The sequence below is a fragment of the Kibdelosporangium phytohabitans genome (assembly GCF_001302585.1).
Classification (GTDB): Bacteria; Actinomycetota; Actinomycetes; order Mycobacteriales; family Pseudonocardiaceae; genus Kibdelosporangium; species Kibdelosporangium phytohabitans.
The window spans coordinates 180,821-206,865 of record NZ_CP012752.1; the positions used below are offsets into that span (position 1 = coordinate 180,821).

Sequence of the window (26,045 nt, forward strand, 5' to 3'; positions counted from 1 at the left end):
ACACAACCGCCCGGTGGGGCAGGTACGGCATGATGGTGTAGATGTCAGTCAACGCCCAACGGTTGCGCTCCGGCGGACCCACTCTGAGCACACGCCTGGTCATGGCGGGTGCGTTCGTTGGTGCGCTGCTCGTGCTCACGATGAGCATGGTTTTCAAGTGGCCGGCGGCCGGCGGCTCCAGTGCCAGCAACGATGCCGCCGCGAACCTCGCCGCGGCCTTCGAGGCACCCGCGGGCAGCTGCCTGAACTGGAAACCCGACGGTTCGGACATGAAGCCGGTCGACTGTGAGCAACCCCACCTTTTCGAGGTCACGGGCGATGTGGACATTTCCGGCGAATACAACGCCAGTGCCCCGTCGCCCGCCGAGGAGGCCTGGCGGACCATCGCCAAGCAGAAGTGCACGACCGGCGCGACCACGTACCTCGGCGGTAAGCTCGACCCGTTCGGCAAGTACAGCGTCGGCGCGCTGAAGCCCAGCGACGAGCAGTGGCGCGACGGCGACCGCAAGCTCCGCTGCGGCCTGCAGCGCGCGGCCCCGTCCGGCAAGGCCCTCGTCGCGACGACCAAATCGGCCAAGAACCAGGACCAGTCCGACGTCTACGACCCCGGCACGTGCCTCGCGCTGGTCGACAAGAACGTCGGCGACCCGGTGCCGTGTGACAGTGACAAGGCCCACGCGTACGAGATCGTCGGTGTGATCGACCTGTCGCTGACCTTCAAGGACGCCTACCCGTCGGAGGAGCAGCAGCAGACGGCCATGCTCGACCAGTGCCCGAAGGTGGCCGGCGAGTACACCGGCAACCTCGATCTCAAGAGCAAGGGCCTGCTGCTCACGTGGGACACCCGCAAGCAGGAGAGCTGGGAGGCCGGGTCGCACCGCGCGGTCTGCAAGGTCGGCGCGCCGCTCGCGGACAACTCCGGTCTCGCGCCGATCACCAACAGCATCAAGGGCGCCGGTGCGGCGCAGACACCGCCGCCAGCGGCCAGCGGCACGCCCAGCGCGCCTCCCTCCGGCGGGTGACGGCGTGCCCGTCGAGATGTCACTGGCGCGGTTCGAGGAGCTCGTCAGCGACGCGTTGGACCTGGTGCCCCGCGAGTTCGCCAAGGCGATGGACAACGTCGTCGTCCTCGTCGAGGAGTACAACGCCGAGGAGCCGTCCATCCTCGGGCTGTACCACGGCATCGCGCTGACCGAACGGACCTCGCAGTACGGCGGTGTCCTGCCGGACCGGATCAGCATCTACCGCCAGCCCATCCTGTCGATCTGCGACACCGAGGACGACGTCGTCGAAGAAGTCGCCGTCACCGTGGTCCACGAGATCGCGCACCACTTCGGCATCGACGACCACCGGTTGCACGAACTCGGCTGGGGCTGAGCAAGGGACAGCAAAACAGCGGGGCGCCCACCGAGTGGGCGCCCCGCCGTTTTCGTTCAGCTACTTCAGGTCCCGGAGTTCCCGGCCAGCGCGGGCTCGTTGTCCGCGGACGGCGCGGTGTCGTCCTTCGGCTCGTCCGGGGTCGAGCTGTCGCGATCACGCCGCCGCGACCGCCACCAGAAGAAGGTGTGGACGACGGCGACACCGGCCGCGCCGATCAGGATGTACAGGCCCAGCTTGGAGCCGGGGGCCACGTACTCCAGCGCGAGCGTGTGCTCGCCCGGCGGCAGTTTCACCGTGATCAGACCGGCGTCGCCGTCGATCAGCTCGACCTTCTTGCCGTCGATGGTCGCGGTGTAGCCGGGCCACGCCAGGCGGGCGAAGACGACCTCGCCACCGTTGCCGGGAGCGGTGAACTTGATGCTCTCGTCCGTGCCGCCGCTGCTCAACGACTGCACCTGCAAACCGGACGACGTCCACGCCACTCGGCCCGGGTGCGGCAGCGGGGCCTCGCGGGTCCACACCGTGCGGACGTTGTCGCGCAGCGCGACCTTCCACCCGGCCGGCGGCGTGCCGCGGGTGATCTCCGGGTACAGCTTGTTCTGCAGCACCAGGGTCTGGATGCGGTACGCGTCGATCAGCGGCGTGTCGGTGCCCTTCAACGGCCGCCAGATCTTCTGGTACGCCTCCTTGCACACCGAGCCCTTGTAGTCCATGCAGAGCGACTTGAAGAACTTCGAGAACCCGATACCGCTGTAGCGGGTGACCGACTCGTGCCCGGACACGACCGAGATGTTGCCGAACGAGATCTCGCCGTCGTCCTGGTCGGCGGTGCTGCCGACCAGGACCTGCTGGGCGAGCTGCAGGTAGGCGCCCTGGTAGTCCTTGGTGCCTTCCTTGATCCGCGAGACCGAGGTCGCGGGCTGGATGACCGACTCGATGTTGGCCACGCCCGGGTACGGGATGCGCGCCGACTGGTACGTGACCACGGCGACGGTGCCGACGAGCATGACGGCGCCGGCGCCGACCCAGCCCTTCTTGCGGTAGAAGTGCAGCAGGGCGAACACGAACACGAGCACCGCGATGGTCGCGAGCAGGTGCATCCGGGAGTACTCGGGCCGCACCGCGAACGACAGGTACGCGCCGACGCCGATCAGGCCGGCCGTCGCGAGCGTCCGTTGCTTGATCTTGTCCTTGTGCAGCCCGGCCGACAGCAGCACCGCGAGCGTCACGCCCAGCCCGAGGTACAAGTACTCGATCAGGCGGATCGGCCAGCGGAACAGCCACAGGTTCGACGGGCCGAGCACCAGCACGGCGTAGACACCGGTGACGGTGAACAGGCTGATCAGCGACCGGGCCGGTTTGCGCAGCGCCTTCCAGCGCAGCCACGGCAACAGCGGGATGGCGAACCAGAGGAAGTACGTCGACGGCAGGCTTTCCCTGACCGCGCCGCCCCAGTTGGTGATGGCGGGCAGGAACGTCGGCGCGCTGGACGCGGCCAGGTCGGTGAGGCTGGGCACCATGAAGGTGTCGTTGGCGATCGCGGCCAGTTCCTGGCGGTCGGTCACCGGTAGCGCGCCGAGCAGCGGCAGGAACGCCAGCGCGCTGACCGCGCCGACGCAGACGCCCATCAGCGACACGTGCCAGAAGCGCTTGATCTCCTTGCGCACCAGCAGTTCGGTCAGGACGCCGATCATGATGATCAGCAGACCCAGCGCGACGTACGGGTTTCCGTTGGTCATCGCCAGCACGCCGACGAGGAACGGCAGCAGCGGCGAGGAAGCGCCGCGCGCGAACCGGCGTGCGGCCCACCAGAACCAGGTCGCGTACATGAACGCGGCCAGACCGGCGGGCCAGCCGGATGCCTCGTAGTACAGCGTGAAACCGGTCAGCGGGATGGCGATCGCGACGACGGCGGCCGGGATGCGGCTCGCGTTGTACTCGCGGCCGAGCAGGTAGGCGCCCATCGCGAGCAGCGTCATGTACTCGATCATCACGAACGCCGCGCCCGCGGACAGGTCGTTGAAGAGCGAGACGATCACGAAGTTCAGCAGCGAGATCGGGTTCCACACCGAGTAGGCGGCCTCGCCCGCGTAGTTGCCGCCGTACCAGCCGGACGACTCCATGATCGGCCAGTGCCCGGCGCGCAGCATCTCGCCGAAGTGGTGCCAGTTCGGCACGAACGACTCGGGGTTGTCGCCGATGTAGTAGAAGTACGGGTTGAACCAGTAGGGAATGGTGAAGATGACCATTCCGATCACGCCGACACCGAGGACGAACAGCCACTCCGGAATGGCGCGTTTAGTGCGGACCTCCCCGCCCAGGCTCGCTTCTGTCACGTCATCCCTCTCGTAGTGGTCCGGTCCCTCGGCCGTGCACACGACCGGGCCGGGGGAGGGCAGCCGCCTGGAACCGCGCCCACCCCCAACAGACTCGACGAGCGGAGTGTAGTGACGGGCGGGATCTGGTCGTTTTCCGGCCCTACTTCGCCTCCGCGACGCGGTCGGCGACGTACTTGGCGATTTCCAGTGCGCTCGTCGCCGCCGGGGACGGCGCGTTGAGCACGTGCACCTGTCCCGGCGCGGTCTCGATCAGGAAGTCGTCCACAAGCGAGCCGTCCGGCAGCAGCGCCTGCGCCCGCACGCCCGCGTTGCAGCGCACCAGGTCGTCCGGGCCGACAGCGGGCACGAGACGGGCGAGGCTGGCGGCGAAACGCTTGCGGGACAAGGACCTCAGTACTTCGTCCACACCGGTTCTGCCGTATTTGCGGGCCAGTCGCCACGCACCGCTGAAACGTGCGGTCTCGGCGAGGTCGCGCGGGGACACGTCACGCCAGCGGTATCCCTCACGGCGCAACGCGAGCACGGCGTTCGGGCCCGCGTGCACGCTGCCGTCGAGCATGCGGGTCAGGTGCACACCGAGGAACGGCAGGGTGGGGTCCGGAACCGGGTAGATCAGGCCGCGCACCAGGTGGCGGCGTTCCGGCTTCAGTTCGTAGTACTCGCCACGGAACGGGACGATCTGCGCACTCGGCGTGAGTCCGGCGAGCCGGGCAACGCGGTCGCTGTGCAGGCCCGCGCAGTTGACCAGCGCGTCGGCGCGCAGCACCTCGGTGCCGGTCGCGATCTCGACACCACCGCCGCGGCCCGGCCGGATGGCCTTGGCCATAGTGGACAACCGCAGGTCCGCGCCCTTTTCGGTGAGTTCGCGGACGAGCGCGCCGCAGATGCCGGGGAAGTCGATGATGCCGGTGCTCTCCACGCGCAGCGCCGCGACGCAGGCGACCTCGGGCTCGTACTCGCGCGCCTCGGCGGGGTCGATCATCTTGGCCGGAACACCGTTGGCCTCCGCGCGTTCGGCCAGCACGCGCAGCCGGGGCAGCTCCTCATCGGCCGTGGCGACGACGAGCTTTCCGCACACCTCGACGGGTACACCGTTCGCACGGGCGTACTCCACGATGGACTGGTTGCCCGCGACCGACATCTTGGCCTTGAACGAACCGGGCTTGTAGTACAAACCGGCGTGCACGACATTGCTGTTGTTGCCGGTCTGGTGCGCCGCCCAGCGGGTCTCCTTTTCCAGGACTGTCACCTGAGAGCCGCGTGCGAGCAGCTCCCTCGCGACCGCGAGCCCGACTATCCCACCACCGACAATCACGACGTGTCCCACGTCGCAAAGGGTACGGGGCTGAAAATGGGTACTGCCCGACCCCCATTAGACTCGCTGGCGACCCAACGCGAACACATACTTGCGGGAGAGTCATGCCTGACCCCATCATCCTCGGTCAGCCCACTGTCGGCGCCGAGGAGCTGGCCGCCGTCGAAGCCGTCTTCAAATCCGGTTGGCTGGCCGGGGCGGGACCGACGAGCCGGAAGTTCGAGGAGCGCTTCGCGCAGGCGGCCGGGACGTCGCACGCGCTGGCCACGAGCAGCTGCGGCACCGCGCTGCACCTGTCGATGCTCCTGCACGACGTCAAGCCGGGCGACGAGGTGATCGTCGCCGACTACACCTTCCCCGCCACCGGGCACGCCGTGATCTGGGCAGGCGCGACCCCGGTGTTCGCCGACATCCGGCCGGACATCTGGACGGTGGACCCGGCGGCCGTCGAGGCGGCCATCACGCCGCGGACCGTCGGTGTCATCGCGGTGGACGTGTTCGGCCAGCCCGCCGACTACGACGAGCTCAACGCCATCACCAAGAAGCACGGTCTGTTCCTCGTCGAGGACGCGGCGTGCTCGGCTGGTGCGACGTACAAGGGCCGCAAAGCGGGCAGTCTGGCCGACCTCGCGGTCTTCAGCTTCCACGGCCGCAAGGTCATCACCGCCGGTGAGGGCGGCGCGGTCACGTCCGACAACGCGGACCTGATGGCACGCGCCCGCCGTCTGCACACGTACGGCATCGAGCCCGCGTTCGCCCGTGAGGGCAGCCGTGAACTGCCGATCCCGACCTTCGAGGAGACCGGCTACAACTACCGGCTCTCCGACGTGCAGGCCGCGATCATGCAGGTCCAGCTGGACAGGCTGCCCGACCTGATCGCCGCGCGCACGCGGGCCGCCGTCCGCTACAACGAGCTGTTCAAGGACCTCGAGCTGGTCACCACGCCGGTGGCGCTGCCGGACCGTGAACACCCGTGGCAGTGCTACGCGCTCACCATCGACCCGTCGATCGGCCGGGACGAGGTCGTGCTGAGGCTGCGTGACCGGGGCGTCGGCTGCAACTTCGGCACGTACGCCTCGCACATCCAGCCGATCTACGGCCGCGACGACAAGTGCCCGGTCTCGCTGGCCGCGTTCCGCCAGCAGCTGGCCATCCCCATGCACGCCAACCTGACCGAGGACGAGGTCGAGCGCGTCGGGGAAACCGTCCGCGACGTCGTCACCGAACTCGCCGCCGAGCGCTGAGCAGCGCCGATCCGCACCGACCTAGGAGAATCTCCCGATCATGGCTCAGAAGACCGTCTTCTTCACCGGTGGCGCCGGCTTCATCGCGTCCCACGTCATCCCGTTGCTGCTCGAGCGCGACTACAACGTGCGCATCTTCGACAACATGACCCGCGGTGACCGCGACCGTGTCAACGAGCTCGTCGCCACCGGCAAGGTCGAGCTGGTCGAGAAGGACGTCCGCTACGGCGGCGCGGTGCGCGAGGCGATGCGCGGCTGCACCCACGCGATCCACTTCGCGACGGTGTCGATCAACAAGTCGATCGCCGACCCGCACGAGAGCGTCGACATCAACATGACCGGCAACCACAACGTCTTCGCGGCCGCCGCCGACGAGGGCGTGCAGCGCCTGGTCTTCGCGTCGACCGCGTCGGTGTACGGCGACCCGGAGCGGCTGCCGATGCACGAGGACGACCTGCTGCGCCCGCTGACGCCGTACTGCATCACCAAGCGCGCCGGTGAGGACCTGCTCGGCTTCTACGAGCGCCAGAAGGGCCTGTCCTGGAACGCGCTGCGGTTCTTCAACGTGTACGGCCCCGGCCAGAAGATCGAGGCGTACTACACCTCGGTGATCAACCACTTCATCCAGCGCCTGCGCAACGGCCAGCCGCCGATCATCGACGGCAAGGGCGAGCAGTCGATGGACTTCGTGCACGTGCACGACCTCGCGCGCGCGGTCGTCGCGGCACTGGAGAGCGAGCAGGGCAACCTGCCGATCAACATCGGCACCGGCGTGGACACCTCGATCGCGCAGCTGGCCAAGATCCTCATCGACGCCGTCGGTGTCGACGTCGAGCCGCAGTTCAACCCGCGCGACGTGCTCGTCTCGCGCCGTGCCGCGGACATCACCCGCGCCAAGGAGATCCTCGGCTGGGAGCCGACCATCACGGTCGAGAAGGGCATGGCCGACCTGGTCGCCGCGTCCGCTCCCGAAGCACTGGACAAGTGAGCGGTTTCCCGCCCAACCCGTACAACGAGAACGCCTGGATCTCCGGCGACCCGAAGATCGGTGAAGGCACCTGGATCGGTGCCTTCACCCTGATCGACGGTTCGGGTGGCCTGGAGATCGGTGCGGGGTGCGACATCAGCAGCGGCGTGCACATCTACACGCACAGCTCGATGAAGCGGTGCGTGTCCGGCCGCAAGCACAACATCGTCGACCGCGCTCCCGTGCGGATCGGCGACCGTGTCTTCATCGGGGCCAACGCGGTGATCCTGATGGGTGTGACGATCGGCGACGAGGCGGTGATCGGTGCGGGCGCGGTCGTGGCCAAGGACGTGCCCCCGCGCACCGTCGTCACCGGAGTGCCCGCGCGCCCGACAGGCCAGGTGGTCATTGACGACGACCAAGTGCGGCTGGTCCGATCGGTCGAAGTGGACGTCGACTGAAGAGACGGATTTCCTGCGCACGACAAGAAGTTCCCCCGAAACTGCAACTTCCGGTTTCCCTCTGACGACTACCCGGGCAAGGGGGCGGGGCCACTCGCGCCGGGGGAAGAGTCGAAGTCTTTCCCCAGCTGCAGCCTGCTTTTTGGTTGTTCCCCTTCTTGTCAGAGTAAGGGGAGTGACTCAATGGGGAAGACCGGACGGCGCGTGTCCGCACGCGCGTTCGTGACCGCGCGGTTGTCATGGCTTCCGTTCTCGGAGCCATGGTCCAGCCCGCGACCGCCGCGCCGCAGCAGTCCGACAAGCCCGCGAAGTCCAGCTACAAGCTGAGCGGCAAGGTGAACGACCTGCTCACCAAGAAGCGCGACGTGTCGGTGAACGGCAGCGGCAGCAGCGGTGGCCGCAGCGGTGACATCGACCGCAAGGGCAAGGAGGACATCCTCGCGGTCGGCCACAACCCGGCAGACCTGAAGGTCTACGCGAACAAGGGCTACAACGGGGGAAACCCGGCGGCCACGTACGCGGCGCCGGTGGTCGTCAACCACAACTGGGCCGGGCAGCGCTGGGTCGGCCAGGGCAAGATCAACGCCGACGTGCACCCGGACGTGCTCGCGATCGACTACTCGGGAAACCTGGTCGTGCACAAGCACAGCGGCACGTTCGCTGGTCTTGGCACGCTGAACGGCACGCAGCTGATCAGCACCGGGTGGAACGACTACGACATCGCGTTCACCTTCGACGCTGACGACAACGGTCTGGACGACGTCATCGCCAGGAAGAAGGGCACCGAGGAGTACTACTGGTTCGGCACGGTCGTCGACGAGACCGGCAAGATCGGCCAGACGGACAAGGTGCACGTCGCGAGCTTCACTTCCGACTCGTCGATCATCGACGCGGGTGTGGCGGACTTCTCCGGTGACGGGGTGGTCGACTGGGTGCTGCGCCGCGACGACGGTCTGCTGTTCGTGTTCGACCCGGTCGCCGACAACGGCGCGGGGCAGCCGAAGGGCAAGGTCTACCTGCTCGCCACCGGCTGGAACACCAACAACGCGTTGGTGATCAGCGACGTGAACTCCGACGGTGACCCGGACGTCCTCGGCCGGGTCGTCGGGAACAGCGATCTGGTGTTCTACGCGCACACCGGTGTGTGGAACCCGGCGTCGGACAACACGGTGTTCGACACCCTCGCGCCGTCGAAGGCCGTCGGCTACCAGTGGCACGTGAACCGCATCATCACCTGATCGAAGTCCTGAGCAGAGGACAGCGCCCCGGCGCTGTCCTCTGTTCCTTTGAGCGGTAAACGGCCGTCCACGACAATGCCCTGCTCGTCCGATCGGCCTAAGTGGACATAGCCTGAAGGGTCGCACTTCGGTTCCAGATAAAGAAACTCCGCCGAATCTGCAACTTTTTGATCTCCGCGGACGACTACCCGAACGTGGGGGCGAGGGCACTCGCGCCGGGAGAGGGGTCGAAGTCTTCTTCCGGCGGCGGCCCGCGGTACTGGGCTGTCCCCTTAACCGGATCAGGGGAGCACACATGGGGAAGACCGGACGACGCGGCACAGTTCGCGCGTTCGTAACAGGTGCGGTTGTCACGGCTTCGGTTCTCGGAGCCATGGTGCAGGGTTCGGCCGCATCCGCAGCTCCGCAGCAGTCCGCCAAGCCCGACGTCAAGGTGTCGGCCAAGAAGGTGGACAAGAGCCTGTTCGCCAAGAAGGGCTTCTCGACGCAGGGCAGCGGCAGCAGCGGTGGCCGCAGCGGCGACATCGACCTGGCCGGCAAGGACGACATCCTCGCCGTCGGTGTGAACCCGGGGAATCTGTACGTCTACCCGAACAAGGGCTTCAACGCCGCCAGCCCGTTGGCGACGTACGGGCCCGCGGTGACGATCAACTTCAACTGGGGCGGCCAGAAGTGGGTCGGCCAGGGCAAGGTCAACGGGGACGCGTTCCCTGACGTGCTCGGGATCGACGGTTCGGACAACCTCTACTCCCACAAGCACAGCGGCACGTTCGCCGGCACCAGCACGCTCAACGGCGCCCAGCTGATCAGCACCGGCTGGGGCATCAACAACCTGGTGTTCCTGTTCGACGTGGACAACGACGGCATCGACGACGTCGTCGCGAGGAAGGCCGGAACCGAGGAGTTCTACGCCTACCTGACGACTGTCCAGAACGGGGTGATCACGCAGGCGCCCGCCAAGCCGCTGATCTCCTTCGAGACCAGCTCGCCGATCATCGACGCGGTCATGGCCGACTTCACCGGCGACGGTGTGGCCGACTTCGTCGTGCGCCTGCAGAACGGCGGAGTCCTCGTGTACGACATCACCGTCGGCGCGGAAGGTGAGGACTACCTGATCAGCTACGGCTGGACGGGCATGAACGCGTTCACGATCAGCGACGTGAACTCTGACGGCAAGCCGGACATCCTCGGCCGGGTCGCCGCCAACGGTGACCTGAACCTGTACCCGCACACCGGCACGTGGGCCCCGGCGGCGGACGGGACGGCGTTCGGCACGCTTGGCCCGATCAAGGTCGTCGGCCACCAGTGGCACATCAACCGCATCATCACCTGATGCTCCTGACCGGCGCGGCGGCCGAGGGGGGAAGAAAGTAGCTGGTTCTCGGCTGTCGCGTGTGGTCGAACGAAAAGGCCGTGCTGCCAATGGCAGCACGGCCTTTCCGGTGTGTTCTCAGACGAGGCTGCCCGCGGTGTCGAGCACCTTCGCGACAACCCGGTGCGACGGCAGGATCGACGCGCGCTCCGCGGCGACGTCCACCTTGCCCTCCAACAGGTCCACGAACCGGTCCAGCTGCGTGGCCAGCGGCTCGCGGAACGAGACCAGCTCGGGGATCTCGATCACGGTCTGCTGCTTGTAGCCCAGACCGTCCTCTGTGGCCGACTCGTGCGAGACGTGCCGGTAGATGGTCACGTCCCTGCGCAGCAGGTCGATCTCCACGAGGCGGTCGATCTCGGTGATCACCATGGTGCGGACCTTGCGCTGGCCCACGCGGCTCGCCGACACGCTGGCCATCCCGCCGGACGGGAAGCCCAGCAGCGCCTCCACGACGTCCTCGGCGGTCGCCAGCGACGACGGGTGGAACACGCTGCGGGTCGACGCCACGTTCACCGGGTCGGCGCCGCCGAAGCAGCGGATCGCGATGTCCACGTCGTGCACCAGCAGGTCCCAGCCCACCCCGGTCTTGATCCGCGGCGCGTACGGCGAGTGCCGCGTCACCGTGATGTGCAGCGGCTCGTTCAGCAGCGCCATCGCGGTCATCACAGCGGGGTTGTAGCGCTCAAGCAGGCCGCACATCAGCGGCAGGCCGCGCTGCTCGGACAGCGCCACGACCTCTTCGGACGCGGCGAGGTCGTCGCACACCGGCTTCTCGACCAGCAGCGGCACGTCCTGGCTGAGCACGTCGAGCGCGAGCTTGTGGTGCGTGGCGGTGGCCGAAGCGAGCACCACGGCATCCACATCGGACAAAGTGCCCAGCTCGGGCGACCACTGCGCGCCGTAGCGCTCGGCGGCGGCGCGGCCGACTTCCTCGCGCGGCTCGATGATGCGAACCAGGTCGGCCCGGTCGGACTGGGAGATCACACGCGCGTGCAGCGATCCCATGGAACCGGTGCCCACCAGTGCGATGCGTGGCTTGCTCATCCCTCGAGCACCTCCCTGACCGCGCCGACAATGGTGTCCACATCGGACTCGGTGAGTTTCGGGTGCACCGGCAGCGAAAGCGCCTGGCTCGCGACGCGCGAGGCGACCGGCACGTCGGACGCGATCACCCCGGGGTTGTCGCGGTAGCAGTCGTAGTCGAAGACGACCTTCGGGTAGTAGATGCCGTTGCCGACACCCTTTTCGGTCAGCTTCGCCGACAGCTCGTCACGGGTGACCTTCGCGTCGTCGCCGACCAGCACGGTGTACTGGTGCCACACGTGGCTGCGTCCCGGAAGGACAGCCGGGACACGCAGGCCCGTGATGTCCGCGAGGCCCTTGGAAAGCGCCTCCGCGTTGCGCGAACGCGCCTCGGTCAGCTCGGTCAGCTTCTCCAGCTGCGGGATGCCCACGGCCGCGTGCAGGTCCGTCAGCCGGTAGTTGTGACCGGCCACTTCGTACTGGTAGCGCTGACGCATCCCCTGGTTGCGCAGCACACGCAGCCGATCCGCGATCGTCGCGTCGTTCGTCGTGATCACACCGCCCTCGGCGGTGGTGATGTTCTTGGTCGCGTACAGCGAGAAGCAGCCGAGGCCGTAGCTACCTGCCGGGCGGCCCTCGTAGGTGGCGCCGACCGCCTGCGCGGCGTCCTCGACGATCTTGAGGCCGTGCTGCTCGGCGATCGGGATGAGCGCGCCCATGTCGGCGGTCTGGCCGTACAGGTGCACGGGCATCAGGACCTTGGTGCGCGGGCCGACCGCGGCGGCGACCGCCTGCGGGTCGACGCAGAAGTCGTCTTCGCGGATGTCGGCGAACCGAGCCGTCGCGCCGGCCTCGAGGATGGCGTTCAAAGTGGCCACGAACGTGAACGGCGAGGTGATCACCTCGTCACCCGGCTGCAGGTCGGACACCTGCAGCGAGGCCACCAGCGCGGTGGTGCCGTTGTTCACAGCGACCGCGTGCTCGACGCCCGCCACCTTCGCGAACTCGTCCTCGAACCGCTTCACCATCGGACCCTGCGCGATCACTCCGGACCGCAGTACTTCGGTGACCAGTGGCTCTGCGTCCCGTACATCAACCACGGTAATGGGGATCATGCAGTAATCTCTCGCTTCCAGCTTCGTGAAAGACGTCCGGTACAGTGGCCCCCGGACGCACGCGCGGCACACGATACCCGTCTGGGTGGCCGCCGCTCTGGCGTGGCCCGTCAACCAAACGTCGATACGAGGTAACGACCGCATGCCCAAGGTATTGATCACGGGAGCCGGTGGCTCGGCCGCCTACAATTTCCGGGACGCGTTGTCGCAGGCAGGACGCGACTACCGATTCGTCGGCACCGACGTCAAGCCGTACCACCTCGAATTGATCGAGCTCGAGGGCCGTTATCTCGTCCCGCCGGTGAGTGACCCTGGTTACGTCGACGCGATGAACAAGGTCATCGAGGCGGAATCGATCGATTTCGTGCACCCGCAGCCGGACGTCGAGGTGGGCTTCCTCGCGACGAATCGGGACAAACTGGCCGCGCCGACGTTCCTGCCGGACGCCGAGGCGATCGCGCTGTGCCACGACAAGATGGAATTCAACGCGCACCTGACGGCCAAGGGTGTCTCGGTCCCCAAGGCGCGGCACATCGCCAGCCAGGACGACCTGCGCTCGGCGCTGGAGGAGCTGCTGCAGATCAACCCCCGCGTGTGGCTGCGCGCCATCCGCGGCGCGGGTTCGCGCGGCAGCCTGCCGATCGACTCGTACTACCAGGGTGACGCCTGGATCGACTACTGGCGTTCGTTCCGCGGCCTGGACTACGGCGACTTCATGGCCAGCGAGTTCCTGCCCGGACACGAGTTCGCGTGGCAGAGCCTCTGGTACAAGGGCGAGTTGATCACCTCGCAGGCCCGGATGCGGATCGAGTACATCTTCGGGAACCTGACCCCCAGCGGGCAGAGCTCGTCGCCGTCGGTGGCCAAGACGGTCAACCGCGACGACGTCAACGAAGCCGGTGTCGGCGCGGTGCGCGCGGTGTCCGCGGAGCCGCACGGCGTGTACTGCGTGGACATGAAGGAGAACGCCGACGGCGTGCCGATGGTGACCGAGATCAACGTCGGCCGGTTCTTCACCACGAGCAACTTCTTCGCCCACGCCGGGCTGAACATGCCCGACATGTACCTCCAGTTGGGACTGGGCAAGGAACTGGACAGCAAGCCCGCGCAGTTCAACCCGCTGCCCGACGACCTGTACTGGGTCCGCATGATCGACATGGGCTACAAGCTGGTCAAGGAAGGCGAATGGTCCGCGATCAACCACTGACGGCCATCCGGACTGTCCTTTTCGACTTCGACGGCACGCTGTTCCACCTGCCCGTCGACGCGGCCGCGGTGCGCGCCGATCTCGGCCTGGCAACAGGGGAGAAGATCGGCGACGCGTTGCAGCGCTACATCGACGAAGGCAACCAGGCGCAGCTGGACGTGGTGACCCGGCACGAACGTGAGTCGGTCGCGACCGGCGAGTTCACGCCAGGCGCCGTCGACGCGCTGAAGCGGCTCAGGGCGAGCCACAACGTGGCGATCGTGACGCGCAACTCGCGACACGCCGTGACCGACGCGCTGGGTGACGCGGCCGACGGACTGTTCATCGTCGGCCGGGAGGACGTGGCGCGGCTCAAGCCGGACTCGGAGGGGATCGACAAGATCCTCGCCCACTTCGGCGCGAAGCCCGCGGAGTCGGTGCTGGTCGGCGACACGTACCACGACGTCGAGGCGGCGCACGCCGCCGGGATGCGCAGCGTCGTCGTGCGCAACTCCAAACTCGCGTACGCGCCGGAGGGCGCGGACGCCTATCTGGACACACTGGACGAACTGGTCACGAACTGAGGAAGCCTACTACCGGTAGCCCGAGCCGTCCGAGCTACCCCGGTAGTGCGCTGGTAACCTCCGAGACCGCTGTTGCGTGAGTGCATGATCTCCGATTCGTGTGGCCGGCGGGGACTCGCTGGGACCACTGGAGTGCCAGAGCTGACCCACAACCCCCACAGAGAAGTCGCCGGAGAGCCGATGAGCGTCGACACTGACGAAGTGGTAGCGCAGGACAAGCCGAAGACAGCACCCAAGAGCTGGAAGTCCCACGCGATCACCTGGGCGCGGCGGGTCCTGCTGGCCGCGGTCGTCGTAGGCGCGGGCTACTACCTCGTCACGCGGTGGGACGAGGTGTGGACGACGCTCACCAACGTGCCGTGGTACGCGGCGGTGGGCAGCCTGCTCGTGCTGATCGCGGGCATGCTGGCGAACACGTGGAGCTGGCGCACGATCGTCGACGACCTCGGCTCGCCGATCGGCCGCGTGCTCGGTTCGCAGATCTTCCTGGTCAGCCAGCTCGGCAAGTACGTGCCCGGCGCCGTCTGGGCGTACGTGCTGCAGATGGAGCTCGGCAAGAAAGCCGGTCTGCCGCGGGCGCGGATGTTCGTCGCGTCGCTCGTGCAGGTCGGTGTCGCCGTCGTGGCGTCGCTGGCGCTCGGTGTGCTCGCGCTGCCCATGCTGATGAAGGACTCACCTGGCGCGGTGTGGCTGTACGCGCTGCTGCCGTTCGGCCTGGCGGTGCTGCACCCGAAGGTGATGACCTGGGCGGTCAACCTGGTGCTGAAGGTGCTGCGCAAGGCCCCGCTGCCGCACCCGCTGCATTTCCGCACCATCGTGAGCACGCTGCTGTTCACCACGGTCTCGTACGTCTGCTTCGGCGCGCACCTGTGGCTGCTCACGCTGTCCACCGGCAAGGCGGGCATCGACGTGCTGCTGCTGTGCATCGGCGCGATCGCCATCGGCCTGACCGCGAGCCTGTTCTTCTTCATCCTGCCGTCCGGTGCCGGGGTGCGTGACCTCGCTGTGGCGCTGGCGCTGGGCGCGGCAGTCGGCTCGGACGCCGCTGTGGCGTTCGCTGTGGCGTCCCGCGCGATGTTCACCTTCGCCGACGTCGCCACAGCCGGTGGCGCGGCCCTGCTGGCCAAGCTGACGAACCCGACGGCCAAGGCGAAGCCGGTGGGAGAAACCCCGGCCCCAGCCGCCGACTAGCAGGTCGCTGAACGAAGAAGAAAGCCCCGGCTCCGAGGAGCCGGGGCTTTCTTGCTGCGAGCGGGTGTGCGCGGTTCTCAGACGACCTGGCCCCTGCGGGCCTCGACCGAGATGCCGGCGTTGGAGAACGGCTTCTCCGAGGTGACCCGGTGGGCCGACGGGCCAGGCTGGCCGATGTCCTGCACGTTGCGGATGATGTAGACCGGGCGGCCCTTGGCGTCGTCACCGGCACGCCACAGGTACTCGCCGAAGCCACCGAGCGCGGCGAGGTTCAGCCCGCTGAAGAACACCACCGCCGCGAGCACCAGCACCCAGCCCACCGGCGCGGACAGCGTGGCCAGCGCGACGATGAGGGTGGCGAGGATGCCGAGGAACCCGAGGCCGAGCAGGCCGAGGCCGAGCAGGAAGCAGATCAGGAACGGCGCGGCCGAGAACTCCACGAAGGAGTCGACGACCAGCTTGACCTTCTTCTTGTTGGTCCACTTGCTCTTGCCGGCCGGGCGGGGCAGCTGCTCGAACGCGATGGTGGTCTGGTTGAAGCCGACCCACGCGAACATGCCGAGGACGTTGCGGTTGCGCTCCGGCATCTGGTTGATGACGTCCATCACCGCACGCGAGACGAGGACCTGCGACGGCCCTTCCTTCGGGTACGTGGGGATGTCGGACATCTTGTTGAACACCGAGGAGAACTTGCGGGAGAGCAGGTTCGCCAGGCCCTTGGGCACGGCCCTGGTCTTGCGCACACCCCAGACGATGTCGTTGCCCGCGCGCCACTCGTTGACGAAGCGGACGATGGCCTCCAGCGGCTCCTGGAGGTCCGTGCTGATGGTCAGCGCGCAGTCACCCCGGCTCATCGCCAGACCGGCCGTGACGGCCGCGTGGGAGCCGAAGTTGCGCGACAGCCGCGCCACCCGGGCCACGTCGCCCTCGCCGAGTGCCGACATGAAGACCTCGGCGGTGCCGTCGGTCGACCCGTCGTCGACCAGGACCAGCTCGAAGTCCAGGTCCGGCATCTCCTTGCGGATCTCCCGGTAGAAACCGACCAGCCCGACAACGTTGTCCGCTTCGTTCAACGCGGGGGCGATCAGTGTGACCAGCGGTTTGTCCCCCGCTGATGACCTCACGTCAGGTGAGCCGTTCAGGGTCGTCGATGGACGGTCCACGTGTTCCTCCGATAGGCGAAAACGTTGCCCGCGTCGACTCCGCCGACGTCCGGGTGCGCCAACAGCAGCGAAGAATATCTGCTCGGCGATATCGGCTTAACCAGGGTGTCCTGGCCCGGCCACGTTTCGAAACACCCTGATACCCGAATCGCCCGGAAACCCGCAAACCGACGCAAACATTCCCAGCGCCACCCCCACCCCACCCGATCGGCAACAGGCCTGGTCAAGAAGGGGTAGAGCCCGCCACCCACGACCACGAGTCCCGCCGCCCGCCCAGCCGGAGCGACAACCAGCCCGAAGGCACCCAGCCCGAGACGGCCCGCGGGCAAACGCGAAGGTTGCCTACCCGTCCGGTTCAGGCGACATCCAGTCACACGATGGCCCGCGCGACCCCAGAGGCCGCCCACCGCTCTGAGCAACAACCAGCCCAAAAGGCACACACAAGTGCCAGGGGGCGAGGGAGAGCCAAGCCCAGACGCGGCAACGAGGGCCACCCCGAGACGGGTCGAGCGCAGAGGCTCGGCCGGTCGAGCGAGAGAGCCAGCCCCGCGCGACCAGTGTCAGCCAGTCCCGCGACAGCCGCACGCGAACACAGGGAACCGCCCAACCGACCGAGGGAGAGCCAAGCTCAAAGCGGCAGGCGGGCAAGCACAGAGAGCACCCAGCCGATCGAGCGAAACCCAACCCAACGCAGCCCGCGCGCAAGCGCGGAGGAGCACCCACGCCCCCCAAAAACACACCAAGAACTCGGCTGTAGCGAGGGCAAAGACCCGTCACAAGGCTCCTGCCCAGAGGTCTGCCACCCGGCGAGGGACCATCTTGTTCCGTGCAAAAACCACAACAAAAGCCCTAGCACCTATACACACAGTCCCCCACCCAACCCGGGGGGCGTCCCTGCTCCAGCCTACAAGGGGTAACGGCAGGTCAAGGGGGTTACCGGCCAGTTGTGGACAACGAGATTTGACGAAGGTGCCACACCCGAAACCCACGACAAAGATCCGCAACGAGACACGAGATCGAGCACAGAGCAACCTGAACGGTCAGAACCACCGTTCAAGCACCTGAGCGACACCGTCCTCGGAGTTGGTGGCGGTGATCTCGTCGGCGACGGCGAGCACATCCGGGTGCCCGTTGCTCATCGCGACACCGTGACCGGCCCACGACAGCATGGGGATGTCGTTGGGCATGTCGCCGAACGCGATGACGTCCGCCTGGCCGACGCCGAACTGCTTCGCGGCGTCGGCGAGGCCGGTTGCCTTGGTCACGCCGATCTTCGAGATTTCCAGCAGGCCCCGGCTCGTGGAGAACGTCAACGTAACGGAGTCCTCGAGCAATGGGACGGTGGCGGCTGCCATCTGCTCGCTGGTCATGTCCGGGTGCCGGACGAGCAGTTTCACCGCGGGGTGGCCGAGGACTTCCGCGCGGGGTTTCGCCAGCTTGTCGGCGTCGCCCCACGGGCTGATGTAGTCCCGTTCGCCGACGAACGATTCGAGTGTGGCGCTCGGGTTGTGGCGCTCGGATGCCAGTGCGGAGCCGGGCAGCACCTCGTCGAGGACGTTGGCCACGTCCTGCAGCAGGATCGGGTCGAGTGTGTGGGCGGACAGCACCCGGTCCGCGCCGATGTCGTAGAGCACAGCGCCGTTCGCGCAGACCGCGTACCCGGTCAGGTTCGCCTGTTCCGCGATCGGTGGGATCCATCGCGGTGGACGTCCGCTGACCAGGAGGAACGGTGTCCCCGCTGTGATCGCCCGGTTCACCACCGCGGCTGTGCGGGCGGTGATCCTTTCGGTCACGTCGAGCAGCGTTCCGTCCACGTCCGAGGCGATCAGCAGGGGTTTCTCCACGTGTCCAATCCTGCCTGACGCAGGCCTCCCGGCGGCGCCTTGTGATCGCAGTCTCCCGGGCGTCCAAATGGCCGTAGGCTGGGCGACGGATAGCCGAAAGCGCTACGGTCGATCATCGTGCGAGTTGGTATCGAGATCCTCCCCGAACACCGTTGGTGGGCCGCTGAGCCGAAATGGCGTGCCGCGGAGGAATACGGCTTCGACCACGCCTGGACCTTCGACCACCTCGGGTGGCGCACCTTGGTGGACGGGCCGTGGTTCGGTGCCATCCCCACGCTCACCGCGGCGGCCATGGTCACCACGAACCTCCGCCTCGGCACTTGGGTCGCCTCCCCCAACTTCCGGCATCCGGTGCCGTTCGCCCGTGAGCTCACGGCGGTCGACGACGTGTCGGACGGCCGGTTCATCCTCGGCGTCGGCGCTGGTGGTGGCGGTTACGACACGACAGTGATGGGCACGCCGCCGCCGCGCAGCCGGGCTGCTCGCTTCTCGGAGTTCGTCGAGTTGCTCGACTTGCTGCTGCGTCAGGACCGGACCACTTGGCGCGGTGAGTACTACGAGGCTGTCGATGCCCGGTCGTATCCGGGTTGTGTGCAGAAGCCGCGTATGCCGTTCGTGGTGGCCGCGAACGGCCCGAAGGCGATGAGTGTCGCGGCCCGGTACGGCACGGGCTGGGCGACGACGGGGACCGACCGGGAGACCATGGACTCGTGGTGGGCTTCGGTGGCCGAGGTGTCCAAGCGGTTCGCCGCGGTCGCCGAGGAATCGGGCCGTGACCTGGCGACCGTCGACCGCTACCTGAACTTGGACGCCGCGCCCGAGTACGTGCTGACCAGCGTCGAGCACTTCCGCGACGTGCTCGGCCGGGCGGATGCGCTGGGCTTCACCGACGTGACGGTGCCGTGGCCGAGGCACGACGGCATTTTCGCGGGTTCGGAGAAGCTGGTCGAGGACATCGCCGCCGAGGTGCTGCCCGCGCTGCGGTGAAACTCTGGGTGAACTTCTCCGCCGACCGGGATGACGCGAACCGGAATCGCTAGTCCATTCGAGTGACATAGTGGAACCTGTCGTGCGCACGGAGCGTCTCTTGTGGTGTGCCCGCGGGGCACGACCGGAGGGGGCTTTGGGGGCAACGCCCCTGGCGATCGGCTGGACGGCAGGCGGGGGAGCCTGCGTCCGGTGCCGTCGCCAGGGGCCTCCCGCGCGACGACACGCCTTGAGACAATGCTTGCGCAGGCGTTCCTCCTCGGTTAAAGGGGCTGGTCGAACATGGCGGCAACCGGGTCGGTACCCTCAGCGCCCGTGAACTTCGATGGCTATGACCTGGTAATCGTCGGTGCCGGATTCTTCGGTCTCACGGTCGCGGAACAGACCGCGACGAAGCTGAACAAGCGGGTGCTGGTGCTCGAGCGCCGGTCGCACATCGGTGGCAACGCGTACTCGGAGGCCGAGCCGGAGACCGGCATCGAGGTCCACAAGTACGGCGCGCACCTGTTCCACACGTCCAACAAGCGGGTGTGGGACTACGTCACGCAGTTCACCGAGTTCACCGACTACAAGCACCGCGTGTACACCAACCACCAGGGCCAGGTGTACCCGATGCCGATGAACCTCGCGATGATCAACCAGTTCTTCGGGCGGGCGTTCACCCCGGACGAGGCGCGCCAGCTCGTGGCCGAGCAGTCCTCGGAGTTCGAGACCAAGGACGCGCAGAACCTCGAGGAGAAGGCGATCTCGCTGATCGGCCGCAAGCTCTACGAGGCGTTCATCAAGGGCTACACCGCCAAGCAGTGGCAGACGGACCCGAAGGAGCTGGCCGCGGGCATCATCACGCGCCTCCCGGTCCGCTACAACTACGACAACCGGTACTTCAACGACACCTACGAGGGCCTGCCGAAGAACGGCTACACGGCGTGGCTGGAGAAGATGGCCGACCACCCGAACATCGAGGTGCGGCTGAACGTCGACTACTTCGAGATCCGCGACCAGATCCCGGCGGGCACCCCGACGGTGTACACCGGCCCGGTCGACCGCTACTTCGACTACTCCGAAGGCCGCCTCGGCTGGCGCACGGTCGACCTCGAGCAGGAGGTCGTCGCCACCACCGGTGACTTCCAGGGCACCTCGGTGATGAACTACGCCGACGAGGACGTGCCCTTCACCCGGATCCTGGAGTTCCGCCACTTCCACCCGGAGCGGGACTACCCGGCCGACAAGACCGTCATCGTGCGGGAGTACTCGCGGTTCGCCAAGGAGGACGACGAGCCGTACTACCCGATCAACACCCCCGAGGACCGCGCCAAGCTGGAGCGCTACCGCGAGCTCGTCCGCGACGAGGCCAAGCAGCGCAACATCATCTTCGGTGGCCGCCTCGGCACCTACAAGTACCTCGACATGCACATGGCCATCGGCTCGGCGCTGAGCACCTTCGACAACAAGGTCGCCCCGCACCTGACCTCGGGCACACCGCTCGACGGGTCGTTCGATGCCTGATTCCTCGAAGGAGATCGCCGTCCTCGCCTCGGTGCAGGGCGCGATCGCGACTCCCGCGGTGATCAAGGCCTCCCGCGGGATGTCGTTCTTCGGTGAGCACAGCCTCGGCTGGCTCGCGGTCGGCGCGGTGGGTGCCGTCGTCGACCGGGAGCGCCGCGGGGACTGGCTCGTGGCGACCAGCGCCGTGTTCGCCGCACACGCAGCTTCGGTCGTGGTCAAGCGCGTCGTCAGGCGGACGAGGCCGGACCACGAGACCGTCGAGGTGCACGTGGGTACGCCGTCGAAATTGAGTTTTCCGTCGGCGCACGCAACCTCGACGACCGCCGCGGCTGTTCTATACGGGGGACTGACCGGCAGGCGGCTATCAACCGTGCTGGTTCCACCGATGCTCCTGTCGAGGATGGTGCTCGGAGTGCACTACCCGTCGGACGTGGTGGCCGGTTCAGTGCTCGGAGCCGCGATCGGTGGGATCGTGCGCCGCAAGCTGAACGGCCGAAAGGGACGCCATGAGCGGCAAAGTGGACGAGGCGACTGACCAGGCCGCCGCCAAGGCGCCGACGGGAGTGCTCGCCGGTCTGGTCAGGACCGCGCGGCCACGGCAGTGGATCAAGAACATCCTGGTCCTCGCCGCGCCGTTCACGGCGTCGCGGCTGACCGAGACGGCGGTCCTCGCGGACGCCGGGATCGCGTTCGTCGCGTTCTGCCTCGCGGCGTCGGCCGTGTACTTCGTCAACGACACGCTGGACGTCGAGGCGGACCGGGCGCACCCGAAGAAGCGCAACCGGCCGATCGCGGCCGGGATCGTGCCGACCCGGCTGGCGTGGGTCATCTCGGTGGTGTTGTTCCTCGGCGCGCTGGGTGTCTCGTTCGTGGCCAGCTGGCAGCTGGCCGTGGTGATCGGCGTCTACGAGGTCGTCCAGCTCGGGTACTGCTTCGGCCTGAAGCACCAGACCGTGATCGACCTGTGCATCGTGGCCTCCGGCTTCCTGATGCGCGCCATCGCGGGCGGTGCGGCGGCGGGCATCCCGTTGTCGCAGTGGTTCCTGCTGGTGACGGCGTTCGGGTCGCTGTTCATGGTGTCCGGCAAGCGCTACGCAGAGATCAAGCTGTTCGAGAAGACCGGTGCCAAGATCCGGGCGTCGCTGGCCAAGTACTCGGCCACCTACCTGCGGTTCGTCTGGGCGACGTCGGCGGCGATCGTGATCATGACCTACGGCATGTGGGCGTTCGAGATCCGCCAGGACCACCACGACTCGGCCTGGTCGTCGGTGTCGATGATCCCGTTCGTCATCGCCGTGCTGCGCTACGCGGTCGACGTGGACGGCGGGACAGCCGGTGCGCCGGAGGACATCGCGTTGAAGGACCGGGTGCTGCAGATCCTCGGCGTCGCCTGGGTCGCGACGCTCGCACTGGCCGTCTACATCTGATGTAGGCAATGCTTTATCAGTCACGAGAAGTGTCGGCGTGGACACATGGCTGGGGTGTGTTCCAGCCAATTGCGGATGGCTGAAATAGGACAATTTCTTGCTTCGGTACGCTCGCTCGTGAAGCACGGAAAGCGCGGGTCGCGCGTGCTCGCCGTCTCCCACGACGTTCTTCCCGACATATCCCGAAGGTTGGCCCTGTGATCGACGCGGTCGGCAGATCCCAGTCCCCAGTGCTCGACGGCGAACCCGACGCCGGGCGAACCGCGGTGGTCCCGCCACCGCCGCCTTCGGACGTCCCGTCCGGGCGGCGGCTCGCGATGCTCGGCGGCGAGATCGCCGCCGGGGTGGCGGTCGCGGCGGTCGTCAGCGTCGTGCTGCAGATCATGGTCAACCGCTGGTTCATCCCGCATCCGACCAACCTGCCGATCGCGGTCGCGACCATGTGCACCGTCATCCTGGTGCTGGTCGGGGTGCTGTTGGCGGCCCGCCGGGTCTGGCCGCGCTGGGCGACCCCGCTGACCTGGGCCGGGCTGTCCGCGCTCGGCACGCTCGCGCTCGCCTTCATGCTCAAGGGCACCCGTTACTACCTCGGCGGTGTCCAGGAGGACCAGTCGTTCCGCCTGCAGTACCTGGCCAGGCTCACCAGTTCGGCCTCGCTGGCCGACATGAGCTACGTCGACGTCCCCGGGTTCTACCCGGCCGGCTGGTTCTGGCTCGGCGGGCGGTTCGCGCACCTGACCGGTTTGCCGTCGTGGGCGGCGTTCAAGCCGTGGGCGATCCTCACGTTCGCCGTGATCGCGGTCATCGCGTTCGCGCTGTGGAGCGTGCTGGTGGAGCGCCGAGTCGCCGTCCTGATCGCGATGCTGACCTGCATCGCCGGGCTTCGCATCGGGGCGACGGAGCCGTATTCGTGGATGGCCGTCGCTGTCATCCCGCCGCTGGCCGTCCTCGCCTGGCGGATGCTGCGTGACCTGCGCAGGCCCGATCCGGCCAAGCTGCTCGGGCCGGTGCTGGTCCTCGGGCTGTTCCTCGGTTCCTTCGGCGCCGTCTACACCTTGTTCTTCGGGTTCTTCGGGCTCGTGCTGGTTCTGCTCGCCGTGGTGAACGTGGTCGTGGCGTGGCGGACCGGGGGCAAGGAGATCGGCAGGCTCGTCCGCCGCACGCTGGGGCGTGCGGGGCTGGTCGCCCTGATCGCGCTGGGCCCTGTGCTGCTGGTGTGGACGCCGTACCTGCTCGAACTCCTGGCCGGCCACGAGACGAAGAACCTCGCGGCCCGGTTCCTGCCAACGGAAAGCATCTACCTGCCGACGCCGATGCTGGAGTTCTCGGTCAACGGCGCGCTGTGCATGATCGGCTTGATCTGGCTGGTGCTGTCGCTGCGGCGCAGCCCGATCGCGGTCGCGCTCAGCGTCGTGGCCGGCACCTGCTACCTCTGGTACCTCATGTCCACGGTCGCGCTGGCCGGCGGCACCACGTTGCTGCCGTTCCGGACCGAGACGATCCTGGTGACGTCGCTGTACTGCGCGGCGGTGCTCGGAGCGGTGGACTTCGCGCGCTGGGCCGTCACGCGCGTTCCCGCGGTGCGGGTGCGGGCCCTGGCCGGTGTGCTCGCGTTCGCCGCGCTGCTGTCCCTGGCTCAGACGGTCCCGCTGCAGCACAAGCGCGTGATCGCCAGCGCCTTCAACGACTACTACCCGACCGGGGGCAACGCGCACGGCGTCAACGACCCGGGCACGCCCGACTTCTGGTACCCCCAGGTCGACAAGGCGATCCAGCGGATGACCGGCAAGAAGCCGGAGCAGCTGGTGATCCTGACCAACTCATGGGTGCTGACCAGCGGGCAGCCGTACTGGACCTACATCTCGATCATCGCCCAGTTCGGCAACCCGATGATCGACCACGAGGCTCGCCGGACCGCCGTGGACGGCTGGGCCCGCACCACCAGCTCGCGTGACCTGATCGCCCAGCTGGACAAGGCGCCGGGCACGCCGCCGAGCGTCTTCGTGTTCCTCCGCGACGACAAGAACGGCGGCGAACTGCACACCAGGCTGAGCTACGACGACTACCCGCGCGACCCGAACACGCCGAGCTACGAGGTCATCTTCAAGCCCTCCGCGTTCGCCGGGCCCGAGTTCATCCGCGAGGACGTCGGCCCGCACACCGTCATCGTCCGGCGTTAGGTGTACTGACCACTGAGGTCGCGAACCAGGCTCGCAGCGCGTCGTCCAGGCCGTCACCCCCGGCCCACGCCACGACGCCGTCCGGGCGCACGAGCAGGCCGGGGAGGTCTGGTTCGTCGGCGCACTTGGTGCTGACGACGTTCACGCGGTCCGCCGGGATCTCGGCGTGGGCGGGCAGGCCGCCGAGGTCCAGCAGGAGCCCGCGGCCGTCGTGCAGGTGGTCGGCCAGCGCGGTGGCGTCGGCCAGGACGAGGTCCGGCGCGCTGCGGCCGATCAGCGGGTGGTCGCCGGGCAGGTCGTAGCGGTGCCAGACGCCGGAGATCTTCTTGGCGAAGTACGTCGTCGCGTCCTTGGTGGTGATCAGTTCGCTGATCACCGCACGCAGCGCCTGGGCGTGTCCGTCCGGGCGCATCAACGCGATCTGCGCGCGGGTCCAGTCCAGCACCCACGCGCCGAGCGGGTGGCGTTCGGTGGTGTAGGTGTCCAGCAGGTTCTCCGGTGCCCAGCCGTTGATCGTGGCCGCGAGTTTCCAGCCGAGGTTCATCGCGTCGCCGACGCTCAGGTTCAGTCCCTGGCCGCCGAACGGGGAGTGCACGTGTGCCGCGTCGCCCGCCAGCAGGACGCGGCCGATCCGGTACGTCGTGGCCTGCCTGGCGTTGTCGGTGAACCTGGTCGCCGACTCGATCCCGGTGACGCGAACGTCCACACCGGACACGGCGCGGATGCTCTTCTCCAGTTCCGCCACGGTGATCTCGGCGTCGCGGTCCACCGGTGGGCCGTCGAACCGCACGGTGAGGATCCGGCCGGGCTGCGGGCCGAACGCGTAGATCCCGGTCGGTGTGGTGTTCCAGCCGCGGGCCAGTCCTTCTTGGCCTTCCATCGTCACGATCGCCTGGTGCCCGGTGATTTCCGGTTCGGTGCCGGGGAAGTCGAAGCCCGCCAGCTTGCGCACCGCGCTGCGGCCGCCGTCGCTGCCCACCAGCCAGTCCGCCCGGAAGGTCCGGTCGCCCGCGTGCACGGTCACGCCTGAGTCGTCGGCGTCGAATCCGGTCAGCCGCACGCCGCGCTGGACCTCGACGCCCAGTTCGTCCGCCCAGTCGCCGAGGATCGCCTCGACTTGTTGCTGGACAACGAATCCGATCTCGCCGGCCGGGCCGCGGCCGTGGAACGCCGGGTCTTCGTAGTCGAAGTTGGCGCTGTCGAGCCAGAGCGCCGCGAAGTGACCGGCGAACTTCGGTGGGGTACGGGGTTTGCCTGTGTTCTTGGGCAGGCCGCCGCGGAACTTCGCCATCGAATCCTCGTGCGCCGCGGTCAGTTGCGGCAGCAGCCCGCGCCGGTAGAAGGCCTCGGCTGTGGGGATGTTGATCGCACCCGCCTTGATGGTCAGGTCGGGTTCGGGGAGGCGGTCGATGACGAGCACGTTCACGCCGCGCAGCCGCAGTTCGCAGGCGAGTGTCAGGCCGCACGGCCCGGCTCCGGAGATGATCACGTCGTGGGTCATGCCAGAAACTTTACTCGAC

Annotated in this window: 22 protein-coding genes; 15 read left to right on the top strand and 7 right to left on the bottom strand. The window is 67.7% G+C overall.

The window, feature by feature from the left end:
* Nucleotides 1–41: 41 nt before the first annotated feature.
* A complete protein-coding gene (locus tag AOZ06_RS00855; protein WP_054287648.1) occupies nucleotides 42–1,022 on the top strand; it encodes a septum formation family protein in 981 nt (326 codons plus the stop codon).
* Between the two features lie 4 nt (nucleotides 1,023–1,026).
* Entirely contained in the window at nucleotides 1,027–1,377 is a 351-nt protein-coding gene (locus AOZ06_RS00860) for a metallopeptidase family protein (RefSeq protein WP_054287649.1), read from the top strand.
* 65 nt (nucleotides 1,378–1,442) lie between these two features.
* Here AOZ06_RS00860 and AOZ06_RS00865 read toward each other — a convergent pair whose 3' ends face one another.
* Both AOZ06_RS00865 and lhgO read right to left on the bottom strand, forming a co-directional pair.
* On the bottom strand, nucleotides 1,443–3,716 hold the full coding sequence (locus tag AOZ06_RS00865) for a glycosyltransferase family protein (RefSeq protein WP_063810275.1): 2,274 nt from the start codon (nucleotides 3,714–3,716) through the stop codon (nucleotides 1,443–1,445).
* 142 nt (nucleotides 3,717–3,858) lie between these two features.
* Nucleotides 3,859–5,046, bottom strand: coding sequence for an L-2-hydroxyglutarate oxidase (gene lhgO, locus AOZ06_RS00870; RefSeq protein WP_054287651.1), 1,188 nt, complete (start codon nucleotides 5,044–5,046; stop codon nucleotides 3,859–3,861).
* 92 nt (nucleotides 5,047–5,138) lie between these two features.
* Between lhgO and AOZ06_RS00875 the strand changes: the two genes are divergently transcribed.
* The 5 genes from AOZ06_RS00875 (at nucleotide 5,139) to AOZ06_RS00895 (ending at nucleotide 10,277) form a co-directional block, all read left to right on the top strand.
* A complete protein-coding gene (locus AOZ06_RS00875; protein ID WP_054287652.1) occupies nucleotides 5,139–6,278 on the top strand; it encodes a DegT/DnrJ/EryC1/StrS family aminotransferase in 1,140 nt (379 codons plus the stop codon).
* Nucleotides 6,279–6,318: 40 nt separating this feature from the next.
* Nucleotides 6,319–7,266, top strand: coding sequence for an NAD-dependent epimerase/dehydratase family protein (locus AOZ06_RS00880; RefSeq protein ID WP_054287653.1), 948 nt, complete (start codon nucleotides 6,319–6,321; stop codon nucleotides 7,264–7,266).
* Nucleotides 7,263–7,706, top strand: a complete 444-nt coding sequence (locus AOZ06_RS61525; protein WP_054287654.1) for an acyltransferase — start codon at nucleotides 7,263–7,265, stop codon at nucleotides 7,704–7,706. The genes AOZ06_RS00880 and AOZ06_RS61525 overlap by 4 nt, the downstream gene beginning before the upstream one ends.
* Nucleotides 7,707–7,945: 239 nt before the next feature.
* A complete protein-coding gene (locus AOZ06_RS00890; RefSeq protein WP_157232744.1) occupies nucleotides 7,946–8,944 on the top strand; it encodes a hypothetical protein in 999 nt (332 codons plus the stop codon).
* 373 nt (nucleotides 8,945–9,317) lie between these two features.
* Nucleotides 9,318–10,277 (top strand): FG-GAP repeat domain-containing protein, encoded by a 960-nt coding sequence (locus tag AOZ06_RS00895; protein ID WP_054287656.1) that lies wholly within the window; start codon nucleotides 9,318–9,320, stop codon nucleotides 10,275–10,277.
* A 117-nt stretch (nucleotides 10,278–10,394) separates the two neighbouring features.
* Here the strand turns inward: AOZ06_RS00895 and AOZ06_RS00900 are convergent, their stop codons facing one another.
* Together AOZ06_RS00900 and AOZ06_RS00905 are read right to left on the bottom strand one after the other, a co-directional pair.
* Nucleotides 10,395–11,363: a Gfo/Idh/MocA family protein gene (locus AOZ06_RS00900; RefSeq protein WP_083471431.1), complete on the bottom strand. Its 969-nt coding sequence runs from the start codon at nucleotides 11,361–11,363 to the stop codon at nucleotides 10,395–10,397.
* Nucleotides 11,360–12,457, bottom strand: coding sequence for a DegT/DnrJ/EryC1/StrS family aminotransferase (locus tag AOZ06_RS00905; RefSeq protein WP_054287657.1), 1,098 nt, complete (start codon nucleotides 12,455–12,457; stop codon nucleotides 11,360–11,362). The genes AOZ06_RS00900 and AOZ06_RS00905 overlap by 4 nt, the downstream gene beginning before the upstream one ends.
* 142 nt (nucleotides 12,458–12,599) lie before the next feature.
* Between AOZ06_RS00905 and AOZ06_RS00910 the strand changes: the two genes are divergently transcribed.
* The 3 genes from AOZ06_RS00910 (at nucleotide 12,600) to AOZ06_RS00920 (ending at nucleotide 15,418) form a co-directional block, all read left to right on the top strand.
* Nucleotides 12,600–13,664 (top strand): ATP-grasp domain-containing protein, encoded by a 1,065-nt coding sequence (locus AOZ06_RS00910; RefSeq protein WP_054287658.1) that lies wholly within the window; start codon nucleotides 12,600–12,602, stop codon nucleotides 13,662–13,664.
* Nucleotides 13,643–14,227, top strand: a complete 585-nt coding sequence (locus AOZ06_RS00915; RefSeq protein ID WP_054287659.1) for an HAD family hydrolase — start codon at nucleotides 13,643–13,645, stop codon at nucleotides 14,225–14,227. The genes AOZ06_RS00910 and AOZ06_RS00915 overlap by 22 nt, the downstream gene beginning before the upstream one ends.
* A gap of 180 nt (nucleotides 14,228–14,407) precedes the next feature.
* The gene (locus tag AOZ06_RS00920) at nucleotides 14,408–15,418 is read left to right on the top strand and encodes a lysylphosphatidylglycerol synthase domain-containing protein (RefSeq protein ID WP_054287660.1); all 1,011 of its coding nucleotides are present in this window, start codon (nucleotides 14,408–14,410) and stop codon (nucleotides 15,416–15,418) included.
* Between the two features lie 77 nt (nucleotides 15,419–15,495).
* Here the strand turns inward: AOZ06_RS00920 and AOZ06_RS00925 are convergent, their stop codons facing one another.
* A complete protein-coding gene (locus tag AOZ06_RS00925) occupies nucleotides 15,496–16,581 on the bottom strand; it encodes a glycosyltransferase family 2 protein (RefSeq protein ID WP_054287661.1) in 1,086 nt (361 codons plus the stop codon).
* A 1,040-nt stretch (nucleotides 16,582–17,621) separates the two neighbouring features.
* Complete coding sequence (locus tag AOZ06_RS00930; RefSeq protein ID WP_054287662.1) at nucleotides 17,622–18,425, bottom strand: Cof-type HAD-IIB family hydrolase; 804 nt, start codon at nucleotides 18,423–18,425, stop codon at nucleotides 17,622–17,624.
* 117 nt (nucleotides 18,426–18,542) lie between these two features.
* Between AOZ06_RS00930 and AOZ06_RS00935 the strand changes: the two genes are divergently transcribed.
* The 5 genes from AOZ06_RS00935 to AOZ06_RS00955 all read left to right on the top strand — a co-directional run bounded on the left by AOZ06_RS00935 (nucleotide 18,543) and on the right by AOZ06_RS00955 (nucleotide 24,525).
* The gene (locus tag AOZ06_RS00935; RefSeq protein ID WP_054287663.1) at nucleotides 18,543–19,412 is read left to right on the top strand and encodes an LLM class flavin-dependent oxidoreductase; all 870 of its coding nucleotides are present in this window, start codon (nucleotides 18,543–18,545) and stop codon (nucleotides 19,410–19,412) included.
* Nucleotides 19,413–19,727: 315 nt separating this feature from the next.
* Nucleotides 19,728–20,918 carry a UDP-galactopyranose mutase gene (gene glf, locus AOZ06_RS00940; protein ID WP_236952026.1) on the top strand — a complete coding sequence of 397 codons (1,191 nt, stop codon included), beginning with the start codon at nucleotides 19,728–19,730 and terminating at the stop codon, nucleotides 20,916–20,918.
* The gene (locus AOZ06_RS00945; protein ID WP_054287665.1) at nucleotides 20,911–21,453 is read left to right on the top strand and encodes a phosphatase PAP2 family protein; all 543 of its coding nucleotides are present in this window, start codon (nucleotides 20,911–20,913) and stop codon (nucleotides 21,451–21,453) included. The genes glf and AOZ06_RS00945 overlap by 8 nt, the downstream gene beginning before the upstream one ends.
* Complete coding sequence (locus tag AOZ06_RS00950; RefSeq protein ID WP_054287666.1) at nucleotides 21,425–22,345, top strand: decaprenyl-phosphate phosphoribosyltransferase; 921 nt, start codon at nucleotides 21,425–21,427, stop codon at nucleotides 22,343–22,345. The genes AOZ06_RS00945 and AOZ06_RS00950 overlap by 29 nt, the downstream gene beginning before the upstream one ends.
* Before the next feature lie 197 nt (nucleotides 22,346–22,542).
* Nucleotides 22,543–24,525 (top strand): arabinofuranosyltransferase, encoded by a 1,983-nt coding sequence (locus tag AOZ06_RS00955; RefSeq protein WP_054287667.1) that lies wholly within the window; start codon nucleotides 22,543–22,545, stop codon nucleotides 24,523–24,525.
* On the opposite strand, the gene AOZ06_RS00960 is transcribed toward AOZ06_RS00955, so the two are convergent.
* Nucleotides 24,509–26,026, bottom strand: coding sequence for an FAD-dependent monooxygenase (locus tag AOZ06_RS00960; RefSeq protein ID WP_054287668.1), 1,518 nt, complete (start codon nucleotides 26,024–26,026; stop codon nucleotides 24,509–24,511). The two genes, AOZ06_RS00955 and AOZ06_RS00960, sit on opposite strands and share 17 nt — an antisense overlap.
* Nucleotides 26,027–26,045 lie beyond the last annotated feature (19 nt).